Annotated in this window: 14 protein-coding genes and 1 pseudogene; 6 read left to right on the forward strand and 9 right to left on the reverse strand. The window is 50.6% G+C overall.

The window, feature by feature from the left end; all coding sequences use genetic code 11:
* Nucleotides 1-22: 22 nt before the first annotated feature.
* Nucleotides 23-1,795, reverse strand: a complete 1,773-nt coding sequence (locus ACN0R1_RS14275; RefSeq protein ID WP_417583996.1) for a C1 family peptidase — start codon at nucleotides 1,793-1,795, stop codon at nucleotides 23-25.
* A gap of 299 nt (nucleotides 1,796-2,094) precedes the next feature.
* Between ACN0R1_RS14275 and ACN0R1_RS14280 the strand changes: the two genes are divergently transcribed.
* The 5 genes from ACN0R1_RS14280 to ACN0R1_RS14300 all read left to right on the forward strand — a co-directional run bounded on the left by ACN0R1_RS14280 (nucleotide 2,095) and on the right by ACN0R1_RS14300 (nucleotide 8,828).
* Nucleotides 2,095-2,844 (forward strand): ABC transporter substrate-binding protein, encoded by a 750-nt coding sequence (locus ACN0R1_RS14280; RefSeq protein ID WP_417583998.1) that lies wholly within the window; start codon nucleotides 2,095-2,097, stop codon nucleotides 2,842-2,844.
* On the forward strand, nucleotides 2,841-3,881 hold the full coding sequence (locus ACN0R1_RS14285; protein ID WP_417584000.1) for a FecCD family ABC transporter permease: 1,041 nt from the start codon (nucleotides 2,841-2,843) through the stop codon (nucleotides 3,879-3,881). The genes ACN0R1_RS14280 and ACN0R1_RS14285 overlap by 4 nt, the downstream gene beginning before the upstream one ends.
* Nucleotides 3,878-4,648 carry an ABC transporter ATP-binding protein gene (locus ACN0R1_RS14290; protein WP_417584002.1) on the forward strand — a complete coding sequence of 257 codons (771 nt, stop codon included), beginning with the start codon at nucleotides 3,878-3,880 and terminating at the stop codon, nucleotides 4,646-4,648. The genes ACN0R1_RS14285 and ACN0R1_RS14290 overlap by 4 nt, the downstream gene beginning before the upstream one ends.
* 191 nt (nucleotides 4,649-4,839) lie before the next feature.
* The gene (locus ACN0R1_RS14295; protein WP_417584004.1) at nucleotides 4,840-6,309 is read left to right on the forward strand and encodes an acetamidase/formamidase family protein; all 1,470 of its coding nucleotides are present in this window, start codon (nucleotides 4,840-4,842) and stop codon (nucleotides 6,307-6,309) included.
* Nucleotides 6,310-6,368: 59 nt separating this feature from the next.
* Nucleotides 6,369-8,828 (forward strand): acetamidase/formamidase family protein, encoded by a 2,460-nt coding sequence (locus ACN0R1_RS14300; RefSeq protein WP_417584006.1) that lies wholly within the window; start codon nucleotides 6,369-6,371, stop codon nucleotides 8,826-8,828.
* Here ACN0R1_RS14300 and msrB read toward each other — a convergent pair.
* From msrB to ACN0R1_RS14325, 5 genes are all read right to left on the reverse strand, one after another.
* Nucleotides 8,798-9,877 carry a peptide-methionine (R)-S-oxide reductase MsrB gene (gene msrB, locus ACN0R1_RS14305; RefSeq protein WP_417584024.1) on the reverse strand — a complete coding sequence of 360 codons (1,080 nt, stop codon included), beginning with the start codon at nucleotides 9,875-9,877 and terminating at the stop codon, nucleotides 8,798-8,800. The genes ACN0R1_RS14300 and msrB overlap by 31 nt on opposite strands.
* A gap of 172 nt (nucleotides 9,878-10,049) precedes the next feature.
* Nucleotides 10,050-11,525, reverse strand: a complete 1,476-nt coding sequence (locus ACN0R1_RS14310; RefSeq protein WP_417584008.1) for an ATP-binding protein — start codon at nucleotides 11,523-11,525, stop codon at nucleotides 10,050-10,052.
* 3 nt (nucleotides 11,526-11,528) lie between these two features.
* Nucleotides 11,529-12,230 (reverse strand): response regulator transcription factor, encoded by a 702-nt coding sequence (locus tag ACN0R1_RS14315; RefSeq protein ID WP_417584010.1) that lies wholly within the window; start codon nucleotides 12,228-12,230, stop codon nucleotides 11,529-11,531.
* A 36-nt stretch (nucleotides 12,231-12,266) separates the two neighbouring features.
* Entirely contained in the window at nucleotides 12,267-12,533 is a 267-nt protein-coding gene (locus tag ACN0R1_RS14320) for a hypothetical protein (protein WP_417584012.1), read from the reverse strand.
* Between the two features lie 174 nt (nucleotides 12,534-12,707).
* Nucleotides 12,708-13,160 (reverse strand): hypothetical protein, encoded by a 453-nt coding sequence (locus ACN0R1_RS14325; protein ID WP_417584014.1) that lies wholly within the window; start codon nucleotides 13,158-13,160, stop codon nucleotides 12,708-12,710.
* 103 nt (nucleotides 13,161-13,263) lie between these two features.
* Here ACN0R1_RS14325 and ACN0R1_RS14330 point away from each other — a divergent pair, with 103 nt between their 5' ends.
* The gene (locus tag ACN0R1_RS14330; protein WP_417584016.1) at nucleotides 13,264-13,878 is read left to right on the forward strand and encodes a superoxide dismutase; all 615 of its coding nucleotides are present in this window, start codon (nucleotides 13,264-13,266) and stop codon (nucleotides 13,876-13,878) included.
* A 50-nt stretch (nucleotides 13,879-13,928) separates the two neighbouring features.
* On the opposite strand, the pseudogene ACN0R1_RS14335 reads toward ACN0R1_RS14330, so the two are convergent.
* The 3 genes and pseudogenes from ACN0R1_RS14335 to tnpC form a co-directional block, all read right to left on the reverse strand.
* A pseudogene (locus ACN0R1_RS14335) lies at nucleotides 13,929-14,162 on the reverse strand (methylated-DNA--[protein]-cysteine S-methyltransferase); the annotation flags it as partial.
* A 12-nt stretch (nucleotides 14,163-14,174) separates the two neighbouring features.
* Nucleotides 14,175-14,768 (reverse strand): bifunctional transcriptional activator/DNA repair enzyme AdaA, encoded by a 594-nt coding sequence (locus ACN0R1_RS14340; RefSeq protein WP_417584018.1) that lies wholly within the window; start codon nucleotides 14,766-14,768, stop codon nucleotides 14,175-14,177.
* A 36-nt stretch (nucleotides 14,769-14,804) separates the two neighbouring features.
* A partial coding sequence (tnpC, locus tag ACN0R1_RS14345) for an IS66 family transposase (protein ID WP_417584020.1) occupies nucleotides 14,805-15,506 on the reverse strand: 702 nt, incomplete at its 5' end.

Below are 15,506 nucleotides of genomic sequence, written 5' to 3' on the forward strand. Positions count from 1 at the left end.
TTTTCTCCGCACGGTAAACGACCTAGGTATCGTCTAAAACGACTCGAATTATCTGACTGGTAGTATTACCAGCCGCATCCGTTGCGCTGATTTCCACCTCAATTTCTTGCTCACCCAAAGGGAGCTCCAACGTAGCTTCGAAAGGACCGCGAGAAGAATAGCGACTCTGCAATGCTCCCGATACCTGCAGGGTTTGAATGGCACTTTCATCCTGGGCAACACCTTGTATTTGAAATTTCCGGGAGTCGACACGGTAGATGCGTTGACCACTGGCAACCTCCTCAAAAATATCAGTTGTAGGTGACTGCACGACAATTTGGGGGGGATGTTGATCTTGATAATCTGTCGAAGGTGCAACATGTTCGATTTCAACAATCATGGGTAACACAGCCCCCTCTGCAAGGTAGCCTTCAGCGCCGATTCCTCCAGTAACATGAGCAAGAACCTCTGGCTCAACAAGACGTTTTCCAAGCGCCGAGGCTAAACGCGCTTGCGGCCCACCCGAGCCGGCATTAACACGCGCCAGTATATTCTCCATATCCAACGGTTCACGGGAAAACAGCACGATGTAATAATCTGTACCCAGGGTGTCATCCATACGGGTGTAAAAATCTTCAGTGGGGCCTGGCATCACCAGCGTTTCACCTTCCATCAGCAACGCGCTGGTCTGATGGGTCCGTGGAAAAATCTCGACATAACGACCCGTCAGATCGCCACCCATCACATACGCATAGCCATTATGCACACTATCCAGTTCAACACGGAATCGTGTGCCTGAAGGGTAGGCCTGATCCATTCGCCAGGTGAGTGTGTCCGTTTGTGTTGCCGTCATCCGTTGCCCATCGATATGCATAAAACCAAGGCGGCCACCTAGATTAGGCACCGCCGGTAGTTCAGGTTCTATTGGAATGATTTCATAAGCCTGCATAACAAAACGTGCATAGTCGTCATAACTGACCCATACATAGCCTTCATCAGCCCAATCAGTGCCCCAACTGTTGATGATACGAAAAGCCCCCCCAAATCGTTGATCATCGTAACCCACCACCGTCATGGCATGGCCATACAGCTCATCTGGATACAATTCCAAGGTTTGGTAATCAGAGGCTGTAGGTATCCAATGTCCACTGTTGGCACGAATGGCCCGACTGTCCATAAAACTATCAGGCACCAGCATGCCGATAATCACCGGGCGATCCGCCGCCAACGCACGTCGTGTTGGTACATGCGTCGCGCGCGCACCTGGTGATGTCAATGCCCGCCACCCGGCGATGCGGTAACTGGCCGCTTGTGAACGTTGCTGAGGTTGAATTGGCTGAGTACAGGTATTGGCGTCATAGGGAAACTCACTCAGCGGCACCACTCCTTCCCGTTCAATAAGATTAAGGGCGTGATGAATCATAGAGCCGGAATCACAGCCATCGAGTGCGATTTGATTATAGACATAGGCAGGAGAGAAAACGTGGCGATCCACTACATGTCGGGGAGCTAACTCATGCACACGTGCTTCGGTCATGGTACGGGCAGCATAGGCCACAGCCCAGCCAACACAACTGCCTTGGTTGCCTTGATCACCCGGTGTGGGGGTGAAGGCTTCAAGACTATGGCGCCCCGGTAACCCTTCATAATTGCCCCGCGTCAGTGGTGCTCCCCGCGGAACCTGACCGTAAGCTTGCATATCCAGTACGGCGCCTGTGCCAGGAAGGCTTTGTCCCCAGACTGGAGCAAAACTGCCCAATGCCAGAGTCAATGCCACGAAACACCCACTGAGTGCCTTACATCTTGCTTGCTGCATCAGATCGTCTCGCGTCAGTTGACCCACTTGCGGTCAAAGTACTGAAGAGGAATTCAGCCATATCACAGACTGGCGATTTAAATGGAGTATAAACTGCACTCGTCCACTGTCAAGTTGACACAAATATACTCAGTGTTTGAATGACTCACTTGGCGCATTAGCAGTTATGCTACTGATGTTAAACTAGATCACCTGAATCAATAGAATAGATGCATGTGACATCATGTCACATGGTACACATCATCTATTTCAATAAAATGACCATGTTTGAAAATATCTATTTCTACAAGGTCTTACTGATGAAATCATTTGTTTTCCGTTTTGTCTCAGTCGCATTGATCTGTGCCAGTCAAGCAGCCATGGCCGAAATGACTGTCATCGCTATAGACTACAATGCCCAAACACTGGAACGGCATATTCAATCAACTCGCGTGCTGGGTGAAATTCTGGGTCAGTCTGAACGCGCCGAAAGTCTGGTATCACTGTACAAAACCAAAACTCAAGATACCTTGGACCGAGTCACCGCAGCTGGACCGACAGGTAAAAAAATCTATGTTGAATTGGCCCAGAAAGGCCCAGATGAAATCGGCAACAGCTACGGCAGAGGTATGTGGGCTGGGGTTATCAATCTGGTTGGTGGACACAACATTGCTGAAGGGCAGATTGGTAACTGGGGGCCACTGTCAGCCGAGTATATTATCAGCCAACAGCCTGACATCGTATTACTGGCGGGTTCTGAATGGGTCAACCAACCCCACTCGGTTCAGATGGGCTTTGCTGCGTCCGATGAAAGAGCACAGGAACGCTTGAGCAGCTACGCCAAACGGCCGGGCTGGGAGAGCTTCCCCGCCGTGCAAAACAAAGCCATGTACGGCATATATCACGGTGGCAATCGAACGCTGTCTGACTTCGTCTATGTCCGGGCTATTGCTAAGGCGCTGTATCCACAAGCCTTCACCGACGTAGATCCGGCTCAAGAGCTGCTAGATTACTACAACGAATGGATGCCCATTGACGCTGACGGCCTGTTCGTAACCCAACTGAAATGAGTGCAGCGACCCACCACCCTAACCTTCTGCATAGCATCGGTCTCAGGCGTCAGTTAGTACTGGTAACAGCCGTTGTCATTCTACTAGCGCTGATGGCCATCGATCTGACAACAGGACCTTCTGGCATGACGTTGAATACGCTCTGGCAAAGTCTCTGGAGCGGACCCAACGGGCCGGATCGTGCTGCTGCCGCCATCCTATGGCAGATACGCCTGCCACAAACACTCACGGGTGCACTGGTCGGCATTTGCCTGGGCATGGCGGGACTGATGATGCAGACCATTCTGGCTAATCCGCTGGCTAGCCCCTATACCTTGGGGTTTTCGGCTGCCGCTGGGCTAGGGGCTGCATTGGTGATTTTATTTGGCAGTAGCTTACCTTTAGCACTCTGGATCAGTGTGCCAGTCGCCGCCTTTATTTTTACCCTGCTAGCCTGTTCTATGGTGTACCTAATGGCTCGTTTTCGCAGCAGTTCGACAGAAATGCTCGTGCTCTCCGGGATAGTGGTATTGTTCTTTTTCCAATCATTACAGTCGCTGTTGCAATACCTCGCGGCGCCAGAAGTGCTGCAACAAATTGTCTTCTGGCTGTTCGGTAGCCTGACCAAAGCTTCCTGGGTATCGGTCACAATCATCGCCATCATTTTGATCTTCAGCCTACCCTGGATACTACGAGATGCCTGGAATTTGACATCACTGTGTCTGGGAGATCTGAATGCAGCCAGTCTTGGACTTAACGTGGCCGCATTGCGCCGTCGGATCTTTATTCTGATAGCCTTGTTAACCGCTGCCGCCGTCAGCTTCACCGGCACCATCGGGTTTATCGGCCTGATGCATATCGGTCGAGCACTGGTCGGCGAAGATCACCGGTTTTCACTGCCCCTGGCCGGTATTCTCGGCGCGATAATTCTGGTTGCCGCCTCGATCGTCGGCAAGCTGATTTCAACGGGTGCCGTCATTCCAATTGGTATTGTCACCGCTATCGCGGGAATACCCATGCTGGCCATTGTCATATACAAAACGGGCAACCCCAAATGAGTCCTCTAAGCCTGATCAAACTGGAAGTGAAACGTCAGCACAAAACCCTTCTGCATCCACTAACCGCCAAGTTGCCTGGCCAAGGCCTGATCGGCGTGATTGGTCCCAATGGCGCAGGCAAATCGACCCTGCTCCAAGCCCTGGCCGGCATTTTGCCCCACAGAGGTCACAAAATGCTGGGAGATCATTGGCCCAACACTGACCAGATCGGCTTTCTACCACAGGAATTCAGCGTTCGTTCGCGCCTGTCCGTCGCAGAGTGTATTTTACTGGGACGGCGTGAACAGCTGGGCTGGCGGCTGAATGACCGAGATTTGAAAGAAGTCGAACAGGTACTAGCGCGTTTTGCCCTTTCCCACCTGGCCAATCAGCGTATGGATCAGTTATCTGGCGGCCAGCAACAGTTGGTACTGCTGGCCCAACGTTTATCTCGCCGCCCCCGCCTGCTCATTCTGGATGAGCCGACCAGTGCGCTTGATCTACACCACCAGTTAGAAGTACTGACCCATTTAAAGCATTATTGCCAGCAACACCAGGCTCTGATCATTACCTCCTTACATGATCTGAATCTTGCTGCACGTTTTGCTGACTACCTGGTGCTACTCGACAAGGGTCAGATGTGTTTAGCTGACAAACCTTCAGTCGTGCTACAGGAAAACCACCTCAACCCCGTCTACCGAATTACGGCTGAAATTGTAATGACCGCTTCCGGCAACCCGGTGATCGTACCACAGCGCTTGGCCAACGCCAGTACGGCATTGGCCTAATGCTGTAACAGGCCAGTCACCCTTGATTGACTTGTTTCAAGATCTTTCTCAAATTTTGCCAAGGTAGACTTCGACAAGAATTAGTGCGCCCGCCGACAAGAATAAATCCTAACCTCTAGAACATAATAACGACACGTGCCGCACTGACGAGGCACCACCGACATTACGTGTCGTTATTTAGGGGAACTATCATGACAGAGCACATTTGCACACCCGGTTGCACACATGGCATCACAACTGAGAATAAGAAAGATGTCGTTGAAGAGTTTGATACAGCTCGACGCTCTTTTATACGCAATGCATTTGTTGGCGGCGGAGCTGTCTCTCTCGGAGCTATGGGCGTGTCCCTGTCACCGATGAGTTATGCAGCAGCAAGCACTGCGGCTAATACAGTTGATACTGACGCGCCAGGTCCGATGCATTATTACATTCCAGCTACACCGGACACAGTTCTCTGGGGTTACTTTAGCAAGATTGCTAAACCAGTTGTTGAAATCGAATCCGGTGATTTTGTAACCATCGAGACGCTGACCCATCATGCCAATGATGATGCTGAACGTATGGTAAAAGGTGACCCTGGCGCTGAAAGTATTTTTCATTGGGATGCGCAGCGCAAAGGTGTAGATCGACGTGGAGCTGGACCTATGGATGCGAAGATTGGTGCTGGCGGTGGTGCCGGCGTACATATTTGTACCGGCCCTGTACACATCAAAGGCGCTGAACCGGGTGATATTCTTGAAGTACGTATCGCCGATGTCACTCCAAGACCCAGTGGTAACCCAGATTACAAAGGCAAAACGTTTGGTAGTAACGCGGCAGCTTGGTGGGGCTTTCATTATGGCGACCTGCTGACTGAACCAAAACAACGTGAAGTCGTCACCATCTATGAAGTCGATGCTACAGGTGAACGTAATTGGGCCAAGGCGGTCTACAACTACCGTTGGACACCACAGACCGATCCATTTGGCGTGGTTCATCCCACTATCGATTATCCGGGTGTACCAGTTGATCACAGCACGATCACCAAAAAAGATAATATTCTGCGAGATATCCGCATTCCGATCCGGCCACATTTTGGCACCATTGGTGTTGCGCCCGCCGAAGCCGATATCGTGAACTCCATTCCGCCAAACTACACAGGGGGTAATATCGATAACTGGCGCATTGGTAAGGGAGCGAAGATCTACTTTCCAGTGGCCGTGGATGGTGCCATGTTCTCCGTGGGTGACCCTCACGCTTCTCAGGGTGATTCCGAACTCTGCGGCACCGCCATCGAGTGTTCATTGACCGGCACCTTCCAGTTTATTTTGCACAAAAAATCCGACCTGCCCGACACATCACTGGCCGAACTCAACTACCCTCTGCTGGAAACTCAGGATGACTGGGTGCTTCACGGCTTCAGTTACGCCAATTATCTGGCTGAACTGGGACCCAATGCCCAAGAGGATATCTACAGCAAATCTTCGGTTGATCAGGCCCTGCGGGATGCCTATCGTAAGATGCGCCACTTCTTGATGACTACCCAGCATCTGGATGAGGATGAGGCGATCTCTCTGATGACGGTGGCAGTCGACTTTGGCATCACCCAAGTAGTCGATGGCAACTGGGGGGTGCATGCGATTCTGAAAAAATCCATGTTCCCTGCTCGTGACAGAAGCTGATCGTGTTGGCGTAACACTTGCTAAAGTAAAGTTCACTCAACCAGGAATGAAACATTATTGTGACTGACCTGAAACGTTTTTCTGCCAGTGTTATACCGGAAGAGCTACGTCAACCGGCCTGGAATGACATACTTTCCAGGCTTGGGTTGGCTAGTACGGCAAGCTCGAACCTTACTGAGGACGGTGACCATATAGCGCTGTCAGTATCGGCTAGTAACTCAGTATTTGTACACCTCACAGCAACCCCACAGATCTTGTCAGCTATTGCGACTAGCAAAGCCTCCCGTCCCTCACAAGGCACCGTATTGGTGCTCGCTTTGCTTGATGGCACCGCACAGGTGCTGGATGCCGATCAGACAGTCGAACTGCGTTCGGGTGACATCATGTTGCTGGACTCAAGCCAATCCTGGCGACTGGTCTTGCAAACCCGTTTTAGGCTTATGCTGATCAAACTGGAGTCTTCCAGTTTTCTGCACAGGTTAGTACGCACCGGTAGACAGGAAGCAAATCGTATCAGTACACAACAGGGAATTGGCACGTTATGCCTGAATATGCTGCAATCCCTGACAGATCAATTACCTCATCTAGCTAGCAATGAACTACCGGCCTTGGAAGTGACACTGGCCGAGCTGCTGGTAGCCTGCCTCTCAGGTAAACATTCAGATGCACAATGTGATGTGACGGATGTGCAATTGGCCCATTTGCGCCGTGTTTGTCGAACAGTGGATTCCCAACTGGACGATCCGGAGCTAAATATTGAACAGATCGCTGCGCTGGAAGGTCTGTCGGCAAGGTATTTACAGAAGCTGTTCAAAAATAGTGGCACAACCTTCAGTGAATACTTGAAAAGTCGGCGGATACAGCATTGCTGCATTGATCTGGCCAATCCAGCCCTTGCACAATTCAGCATTACTCAGTTGTGCTACCGCTGGGGCTTTAATGATGCAGCGAACTTCAGTCGCACTTTTTCCCAATTTATGGGCATGTCACCAAAGAACTATCGCGCCGCGCCACCTCAGGATCTGCATGAACAATTGCGACGTGGCTGTCCTCAGACCAAACCCTCAGTCCGATCATCCTTTACCCAACCCCAGGAAGCTCCAATGGAGCATGCAATTCAACAGCGCCGCAGACCTTTTCAGGAAGTGCTGGATGATCACGCACGTTATGCGCTTTCATTGAGACTTGCCCCCAAACGCGTGCCTGTTTCAGATGATACGGAACCCACTCAAACTAATAATCACTCACCACGACAGTATTATCTACCGGTATCGGATAAGACTGTTCACTGGGGATATTTCAGTAATGAAATTAAACCGGTACTGACTATTCGCTCCGGCGATATTGTGACCATTGAAACCTTGTCCCAGCATGCAACCGATGACTGTGAACGCATGATAGATGGTGATCCAGGCGCCCAAAGTGTATTCCACTGGACACGCACGGAGAAAAACGTTAACCGTCGCGGTGCAGGTCCAATGGATGCAACGATATTTGGTCGTGGTGCCGGCGAGGGGTTTGGCGTACACATCTGTACGGGCCCAGTGTATGTTACGGATGCAGAACCCGGTGATGTGCTGGAAATACGCATAATTGATATTCAACCCCGCCTCAGTTGTAATCCAGCACATCAGGGTAAACACTTCGGTAGTAATGCCGCCACCTGGTGGGGCTTTCAATATGACGACCTGCTCACCGAACCCAAAAAGCGTGAAGTGGTGACAGTTTACGAGGTGCATCAACACACTAATCCACCCCATGCCAAAGCAATTTATAACTTTCGCTGGACACCCCAAACCGACCCCTATGGCGTCGTGCATCCGACAATAGATTATCCAGGCATACCGGTTGATCACTCCAGCATCAACAAGCAGTTTGGTATTCTTGCCAAAGCCACGATTCCGGTCCGTCCCCATTTTGGTGTGATGGCCGTAGCTCCGCGTGAAACCGGTATGGTCGACTCTATTCCCCCCAGCTATTTTGGTGGCAATATGGATAACTGGCGTGCTGGCAAAGGTACTAAACTGTTCTTACCTGTTGCCATCCCAGGTGCACTATTTTCGGTCGGTGATCCGCATGCTTCTCAAGGGGATTCTGAACTTTGCGGTACCGCCATCGAATGCTCTTTAACGGGTGTTTTTCAGTTGGTATTGCACAAAAAACATGACCTAAAAGACAGTTTTATGGATGGACTCAGTCATCCCTTTTTGGAAACGCCGGATGAATGGGTATTACAAGGCATGAGCTTTTCCGACTATCAAGCTGAGTTGGGTCCTAATGCGCAAATTCAGGTATATAAAAATTCATCCATGGAGGCTGCCATGCGTGATGCCTTCAGAAAAGCGCGTCACTATTTGATGAAAGAGCACCAGTTAAGTGAAGATGAAGCTATTTCATTGATTTCTGTAGCTGTAGATTTTGGCATTACCCAGGTCGTGGATGGCAACCTGGGCGTACATGCGATTATTCGCAAGGCTATTTTTCCAGACTATTCCACTTCACTGACCAACGCACCGTAGCCTTGCGCTTCCATCTCTTCCAGCGGGATGAATTTCATCGCCGCCGAGTTCATGCAATAACGCAAACCTGTGGGTGCCGGACCGTCGCTGAATACGTGTCCTAAGTGAGAGTCAGCATAGCGGCTACGGATTTCAGTGCGAACAGTGAAAAAGCTTCTATCTTCCTTCTCTACGACCCAATCCGATTTGATAGGCTGGGTAAAGCTGGGCCAACCCGTACCTGAGTCATACTTGTCACGGGATGAGAACAATGGTTCACCGGATACAATATCCACATAGATACCCTGGCGTTTCTCATCATTGTATGCATTTCTAAAAGCACGCTCAGTACCGTCTTTTTGGGTGACGTAGTACTGCTCCTCGGTCAACTGAGCCTTGAGTTCACTGTCGCTTGGTTTTACGAAGCTTTCAGGGTCGAATCCCATCGATCCGTCAGATCCAGCCTGCCCGGATACATCAGTGTTTTGCGGACGATACTGGGAATAATCGACTTCCATATCATCTCCCCACACGGATTCAATGAACTGGTAGCGACCTGAGTTGAAGGTGTAATACTTGTAGCGTAGCGGATTCTTGTCGTAGTAATCCTGATGGTACTCTTCCGCATCGTAGAAAGATTTGAAAGGGACGATTTCGATCACTACCGGATTGTCATAGCGACCAGATGCTTCCAGTGCCATGACTGAGGCTTCAGCGGCTTGCTTCTCTGCCTCATTATGATAAAAAATACCCGGCCGATATTGCCGGCCACGGTCCACGTACTGACCGTCCGCATCTGTTGGATTAGCGGTCCGCCACAGGGCCTGCAGCAGTCCTTCGTAGGTGATCACCTCTGGATCGTAATAGACCTGTACGGCTTCAGTATGTCCAGTCATTCCACCAGCAACCTGCTGATAGTTCGGATTGACCTCATCACCACCACTGTAACCAGACACGGCCTCTACCACACCAGGGACTTTTTCAAAGGCTTCTTCCACGCACCAGAAACATCCGCCCGCGAAAGTGGCAATTGCCAGATCAGGGTTGTCTGGCGCGTATTTTGATTCCATCTCGCTGGATGCGCTCAGTTGGAATCCCGCCAACACTATGGCAGCCGTTGTGAACATCAGTAACAGATAGCGTTTCATAACCTTAACCTCTTGTCCTGTGAGTACAGTAATCAGTTTGACTGATATTCATCACAGACCGTTCTCCGATTTATTACTTTTTTATAACAATGGATCATTTGGGCAGGTATACCGGTAAGCCTATACAGAAGGAAGCGCCCCCGACGGCACGGTTTTCAACCCGGATATCACCGCCCTGTAGCGCCATAATACGGCGGGCTATCGCCAGTCCGAGCCCGGCATGGCCAGCACCAGAAGCATCTCCCCGATAGAAAGGATCGAAAATATGTGGCAGGTCTTTCTCTGGAATACCTGGGCCAGTATCGCGCACACATACCTCTGGTACGCCACTTTCCTGGCCAAGGATCACTTCAATACACCCCCCAGCAGAGCTGTAAGCTATGGCATTACCAATCAGGTTATCCAGCACACGTTCGGTCATGGCGACATCCGCATAGGCTATGGGTAGATCCGGATCTCCACTCAGGATGAGCTCCAGTTGGCTGTCTTGTGCGGCCTGGCTGTGTTTTTGCACCACGTCGTGCACCAGCTCTGCAAGCGGAAATGGCTCCGGCACAGGCTGTTTTTCCTGTGCCTCAAGTGCCGCCAGTTCAAACAGCTCATCAACCAGGCGGCTTAACCGCCGACCTTCCTTGAGGGCGATATCAAGAAAGCGCTCTTGCTCTTGCTGACTAAGACGATCACGTCTTAATTTCAAGCTTTCGATATAGCCCTGCATGGAAGCCAGTGGCGTACGCAGGTCGTGGGACACCTGGGCAACCAACTGACGCCGCTGAGCATCTTTTTCCGTCAATTGCTCGATCTGGGTGGCAATCCGCCGAGCCATATCGTCAAAGGTCACACCCAGATAGTCGATCTCGTCACGTACCACGGGGCGCTTGTCGCGCCAGGTGACCGATGGCTTCTGAGTCATATCACTATTCTCGAACGCCTCTACCAACTGGGTCAGGTCTGTCAGACGGCGGGTGAGCAAACGAAAAATGGCCAACCCCGCTACCATGACTACCGCCAGACTGATCAGCAACGCCCAGATACTCAGCTCCAGTATCTGACCACCCCGAGCCATGGTCTCGGCGGCATCATATTCTTCGCCGCGCAGTACCACATAAAGATAGCCATCCGGCTTCTCTACTGAAGGCACTGGGGTTACCGAAAATATTTTCTGACGGTCATGGCTACGGGGATCATCACCCAGAATGGGATAACGACTCATATCCTCCATCAGCCGGCGAAGCGGCTCCAGCGAGACCTGTTTACGTTTGATTTTTGCCGGATCGGCGGAATAAGAAAGAATGGTGCCATCCAGATCCAACAGATAAATTTCAATGCTGGGGTTGATGGTCATGTAGAGTGCAAACAACTCTTCCAAGGCGCTACTGTCTAGCTGACCTTCGCTAACGAGGTTTCTGTCTGACACCAGACTATTGGCCAGATCCCGATGCAACGCCTGGTTTACTGACGCACTGTATTCACGCAACGAATAGAGGCTGATAAAGGTATACAACAGGCCAACGGCGAGTAACAACAAAAACAGCCCCAAGGCCAGCCGAGTGTAGAGTGTTTTCAGCATGTGTTATTCCCGAAAGCGATAGCCCACCCCCCAGACAGTCTGGATAAACTCTGGCTGAGCCGGATTGGTTTCGATCTTGCCACGCAAGCGATTGATGTGGGTATTCACGGTATGCTCGTAACCTTCGTGGTTGTAACCCCAGACTGTATCCAGCAATTGGACACGACTAAATACTCGGCCCGGATGACTGGCAAAGTGCCACAGCAGATCAAACTCACGAGCCGTGAGTTCCACCTCCTGGTCTGTTACAAACACGCGGCGGCGCACCGGATCAATACGTAGCCCATCGACTATTAACTCGTCACGGCTGGTTTCTACCACTGGCGCAGAGGCCATGGCATCCACCCGCCGGAACAGCGCTTTCACCCTGGCAGCAAGTTCGGCTACGCTGAAGGGCTTGGTGAGGTAATCATCAGCCCCCATTTCCAAACCCAGAACACGATCTAACTCGGTGCTTTTAGCGGTAAGCATCAGTACTGGCACATAGCCTGATCCAGAACGTATCTCACGACACACCGACAACCCATCCAGTCCAGGCAACATCAGGTCAAGAATCACAAGATCAATATCACCTTCACGAAACCGTTCAAGACCCGTATCCCCCCGTTCATAAAGAACGGGGTTCATGCCTAGTTCGGCTACATGCATACGCACGAGCTCACCTATGCCCGGGTTATCTTCAACTATCAGTACGTTTCGAGTCATAGCTTCCTGGCTCTGGGGCCCTTTAAAGGCCTCTGGTTAATTCATGCTGTCGTCGTTCATTTCCATATCATCCATCATATCCATATCCTCTTCCATCTCCATGTTATCCATTGGCATTTCCACAGCATCCATGCTCTGTTCCATGGAATCAGACATATCATCCTTCTTCATGTCATTATGATCCATTGACTCCAGCACCTCATCTTTCATCATCCCGTCTTCGGGCATCATTTCATCCGCATGGCTGACACTAACCATCAAGGTGAACAGACACATTGCAGCGATTGTAGTGAGCATATTCATAGTTATCTCTCCCTAAGAGTTCCAACCTGCCGATCTGGCAGGCTGCAAACTCATCATCCTTCTAGAGCATCACAGGAGAGTCACGGAGTGTTAAACAGTGTATCGCGGAAAGATAACAAATGTATCACAGGCGATCAGAATTACAGCGATCGCTTGCTACACACCTTGTCACTATTAATGAACCCTTGCGGTCATGGGTAAATGTTCAACCCAGGTTCGCTCTGGCGTAGTAAGCGGATGCTCTTTGTTCGCATGATGCCGCAACCCCTCTCGCTTTAACCGACCACTTTCCTGAATTAATGTTAGGGCCGTGCTAGGTTGTACGCACAAAGCTTCTGAGGCCTGCGTGAAACGTGCCTGATAGGTTTCTAAAATGGAGAAACAACGTGTCCAACGTTCCTGTTGTGCATACAGATCGGCCAGGTTCTGCACACTAATCGACAGACAGATAACTTCTGTCATACCCGATTTTTCATGTGCTGTTCGCACCTCATCTTGTGACTCAAGTACTTGCTGCATCAACTGAATTGAACGCTGGTAAAGTGTTTCAGCAACCGCATTGCACTGTTTGCCAAATGCATCATTAGCTTGTCGAGTCAGGTATTTCCATTGCTCAATTGCATCCATCAGAAGGGCTCCTTAATTCTGCCAGGGTAACTTTCATGTCTATACTAGTTGCTTTTTTATTGAATGCAAATAATAATAATTCCTATTACAAAAGGAGAGCGAGATGACTTATACCCTTCCACCCCTGCCTTACGGCTACGCTGAACTTGAACCACACATAGATACCATGACCATGGAAATTCACCATACCCGTCATCATCAGACTTACGTAAATGGCCTGAATGCGGCCGTGGCCAATACAGACTACGCGCAGGACTCATTGGAAGACCTGCTGCGTAAGTGCAATACCCTACCTGAGGCCATTCAAAATGCCGTGCGTAACCATGGCGGTGGGCATGCCAATCACAGTCTATTCTGGCAAGTAATGTCACCTCAAGGCGGTGGAATGCCAACAGGTGGTTTACTGACAGCGATTAATGCCGCCTTTGGCAGCTATGAACAGTTTAAACAACGTTTTATCGATGCGGCTGTGAAGCGTTTTGGCAGTGGTTGGGCCTGGTTAGTGGTGAATCCGGAAACCAACCGACTTGAGGTGACCAGCAGCGCTAATCAGGACAGCCCCTTAATGGACCATTTAATTCCAATTCTGGGGTTGGATGTCTGGGAACATGCCTACTATCTGAAGTACCAGAATAAACGACCAGAGTATATTGCCGCATTCTTTAATGTGGTGAATTGGCAGCAGGTTGAACAATTCTACCAAGAGGCCATTGCATAAGCGGGTTAACACCAGGGGTCATGCGAAGACAACAGAAGACAATAAAGGTGTCATCCCTTGTTGTCTTTCTCATGCCGAAGTAGCGCCCGTTTGCGCTCCACACCCCATCGATAGCCGCTTAAATTACCATCACTGCGAACCACGCGATGACAAGGTATGACGACCGCAAGTTTATTGGCCGCACAGGCTTGTGCTACGGCACGTACAGCTTTAGGGGAGCCAATCTGACAAGCTATATCAGTATAGCTTACGGTACTACCCGCTGGGACTGAGCGCAGCGCATTCCAGACACGTTCCTAGAATGCAGTGCCCTGAATGTCCAGGGGCAGTTCAATTGCACTGTCCGGCGCTTCTATAAAAGAGATAACTGATTCAATTACAGTCGTGAGCTCTGACCCGCCCTCTTGCAGAAACGCTTTGCTGAAACGCGCTTGTACCAGCGCAGGCAAACTTTTCGGGTCGTCGCCAAACTCGATGGCACAAATGCCGCGCTCAGTCACGGCCACAATGATCCAGCCCAGAAAGCACGCTGCCGTAGCGTAACGAATCGTCAAACCCTCGGCTGCTTTTCGATAGTCGGATGGGGTCATGGCAAGACGATCTCGTGATTTATCGTAAGCACGGCTGCTTGAACTAAAGCCAGCATTGTAGATTGCCTCAGTGACTGTCTGTTCACTGTTCAGGCTGTCCCGAAAGCGCTGCGTCTGTTGCCTGGTGGCATATTGTTTTGGAGTCACTCCAACGATCTCCTTGAACAGGCGGTGGAAGTACCAGGGACTCAAGTTAGCCTCTGCGGCAAGTTGCTCCAGCGTCGGAGCTGTCTCCGCCTGTTCTATATGACGACAGGCTTGAACAATAAGTGCCACCGACGCCTTAGTGTTATTTGTCATCCCTAAAGTAAGCGCCGCTAAATCCGCACCTTGACTCTAATCGTATTGCGCCACTTTTTTCGGAGTTTTATCCATCGATACATTCCATGGCAGCAGTTGCTCTAGTTCTTCTACAGTCTCGGCTTCAGCGATATGCTCCAGGACATGCTGGATATAAGCAGCAGGTTCGAGCTGATTCGCCTTAGCCGTTTCTATCAATGAGTAACAGGTTGCACTGGCACGCGCTCCTTGGGGTGTATCAGCAAACAACCAAGCCTTGCGTCCTAACGCGAAGGGACGTATCGCATTTTCAGCCAGTACATTACTGATCTGTAGGTCGCCACGTTCACAGTAGCCCACAAGGGTTGGCCACTGGTTAAGCGTGTACTCCATCGCCTTGCGTGTCAGAGAGTCTTTCAGCACGCGTGTGACGTTGGCTTCCAACCAGGCTTTAAGCTCGTTCAGTTTTGCCAGGCTCAACTCCTGACGGATGCGGTAACGTTCAGCTACACTCAGGTCTTTAATCTCTCGTTCGATGACATAGAGCTTGTTGATATAACTCAGTGCCATGTCGGCTTTAGAGAGTTTAGCCTGCTTACCCTTGCCTTTGGTCTTGGCGGCTTTAGAGGCCTCGACGAATTTGCGACGGGCGTGATCCCAGCAACCAATGCGGGTGATTTTATTTTCAGTACAGACACGGCCATAACCGGAATAGCCATCAGCCTGTAAGATGCCGCTAAAGTCATCTAATAGACGTAC

It is taken from the genome of Nitrincola sp., assembly GCF_048264025.1.
Classification (GTDB): domain Bacteria; phylum Pseudomonadota; class Gammaproteobacteria; order Pseudomonadales; family Balneatricaceae; genus Nitrincola.

Excerpts from the sequence above, each read along its gene's own strand:
- ACN0R1_RS14275 (WP_417583996.1), bottom strand. The coding sequence starts at position 1,795 with ATGCAGCAAGCAAGATGTAAGGCACTCAGTGGGTGTTTCGTGGCATTG.
- ACN0R1_RS14280 (WP_417583998.1), top strand. The coding sequence starts at position 2,095 with ATGAAATCATTTGTTTTCCGTTTTGTCTCAGTCGCATTGATCTGTGCC.
- ACN0R1_RS14285 (WP_417584000.1), top strand. The coding sequence starts at position 2,841 with ATGAGTGCAGCGACCCACCACCCTAACCTTCTGCATAGCATCGGTCTC.
- ACN0R1_RS14290 (WP_417584002.1), top strand. The coding sequence starts at position 3,878 with ATGAGTCCTCTAAGCCTGATCAAACTGGAAGTGAAACGTCAGCACAAA.
- ACN0R1_RS14295 (WP_417584004.1), top strand. The coding sequence starts at position 4,840 with ATGACAGAGCACATTTGCACACCCGGTTGCACACATGGCATCACAACT.
- msrB (WP_417584024.1), bottom strand. The coding sequence starts at position 9,877 with ATGGAATCAAAATACGCGCCAGACAACCCTGATCTGGCAATTGCCACT.
- ACN0R1_RS14310 (WP_417584008.1), bottom strand. The coding sequence starts at position 11,525 with ATGCTGAAAACACTCTACACTCGGCTGGCCTTGGGGCTGTTTTTGTTG.
- ACN0R1_RS14315 (WP_417584010.1), bottom strand. The coding sequence starts at position 12,230 with ATGACTCGAAACGTACTGATAGTTGAAGATAACCCGGGCATAGGTGAG.
- ACN0R1_RS14320 (WP_417584012.1), bottom strand. The coding sequence starts at position 12,533 with ATGAATATGCTCACTACAATCGCTGCAATGTGTCTGTTCACCTTGATG.
- ACN0R1_RS14325 (WP_417584014.1), bottom strand. The coding sequence starts at position 13,160 with ATGGATGCAATTGAGCAATGGAAATACCTGACTCGACAAGCTAATGAT.
- ACN0R1_RS14330 (WP_417584016.1), top strand. The coding sequence starts at position 13,264 with ATGACTTATACCCTTCCACCCCTGCCTTACGGCTACGCTGAACTTGAA.
- ACN0R1_RS14340 (WP_417584018.1), bottom strand. The coding sequence starts at position 14,768 with ATGACAAATAACACTAAGGCGTCGGTGGCACTTATTGTTCAAGCCTGT.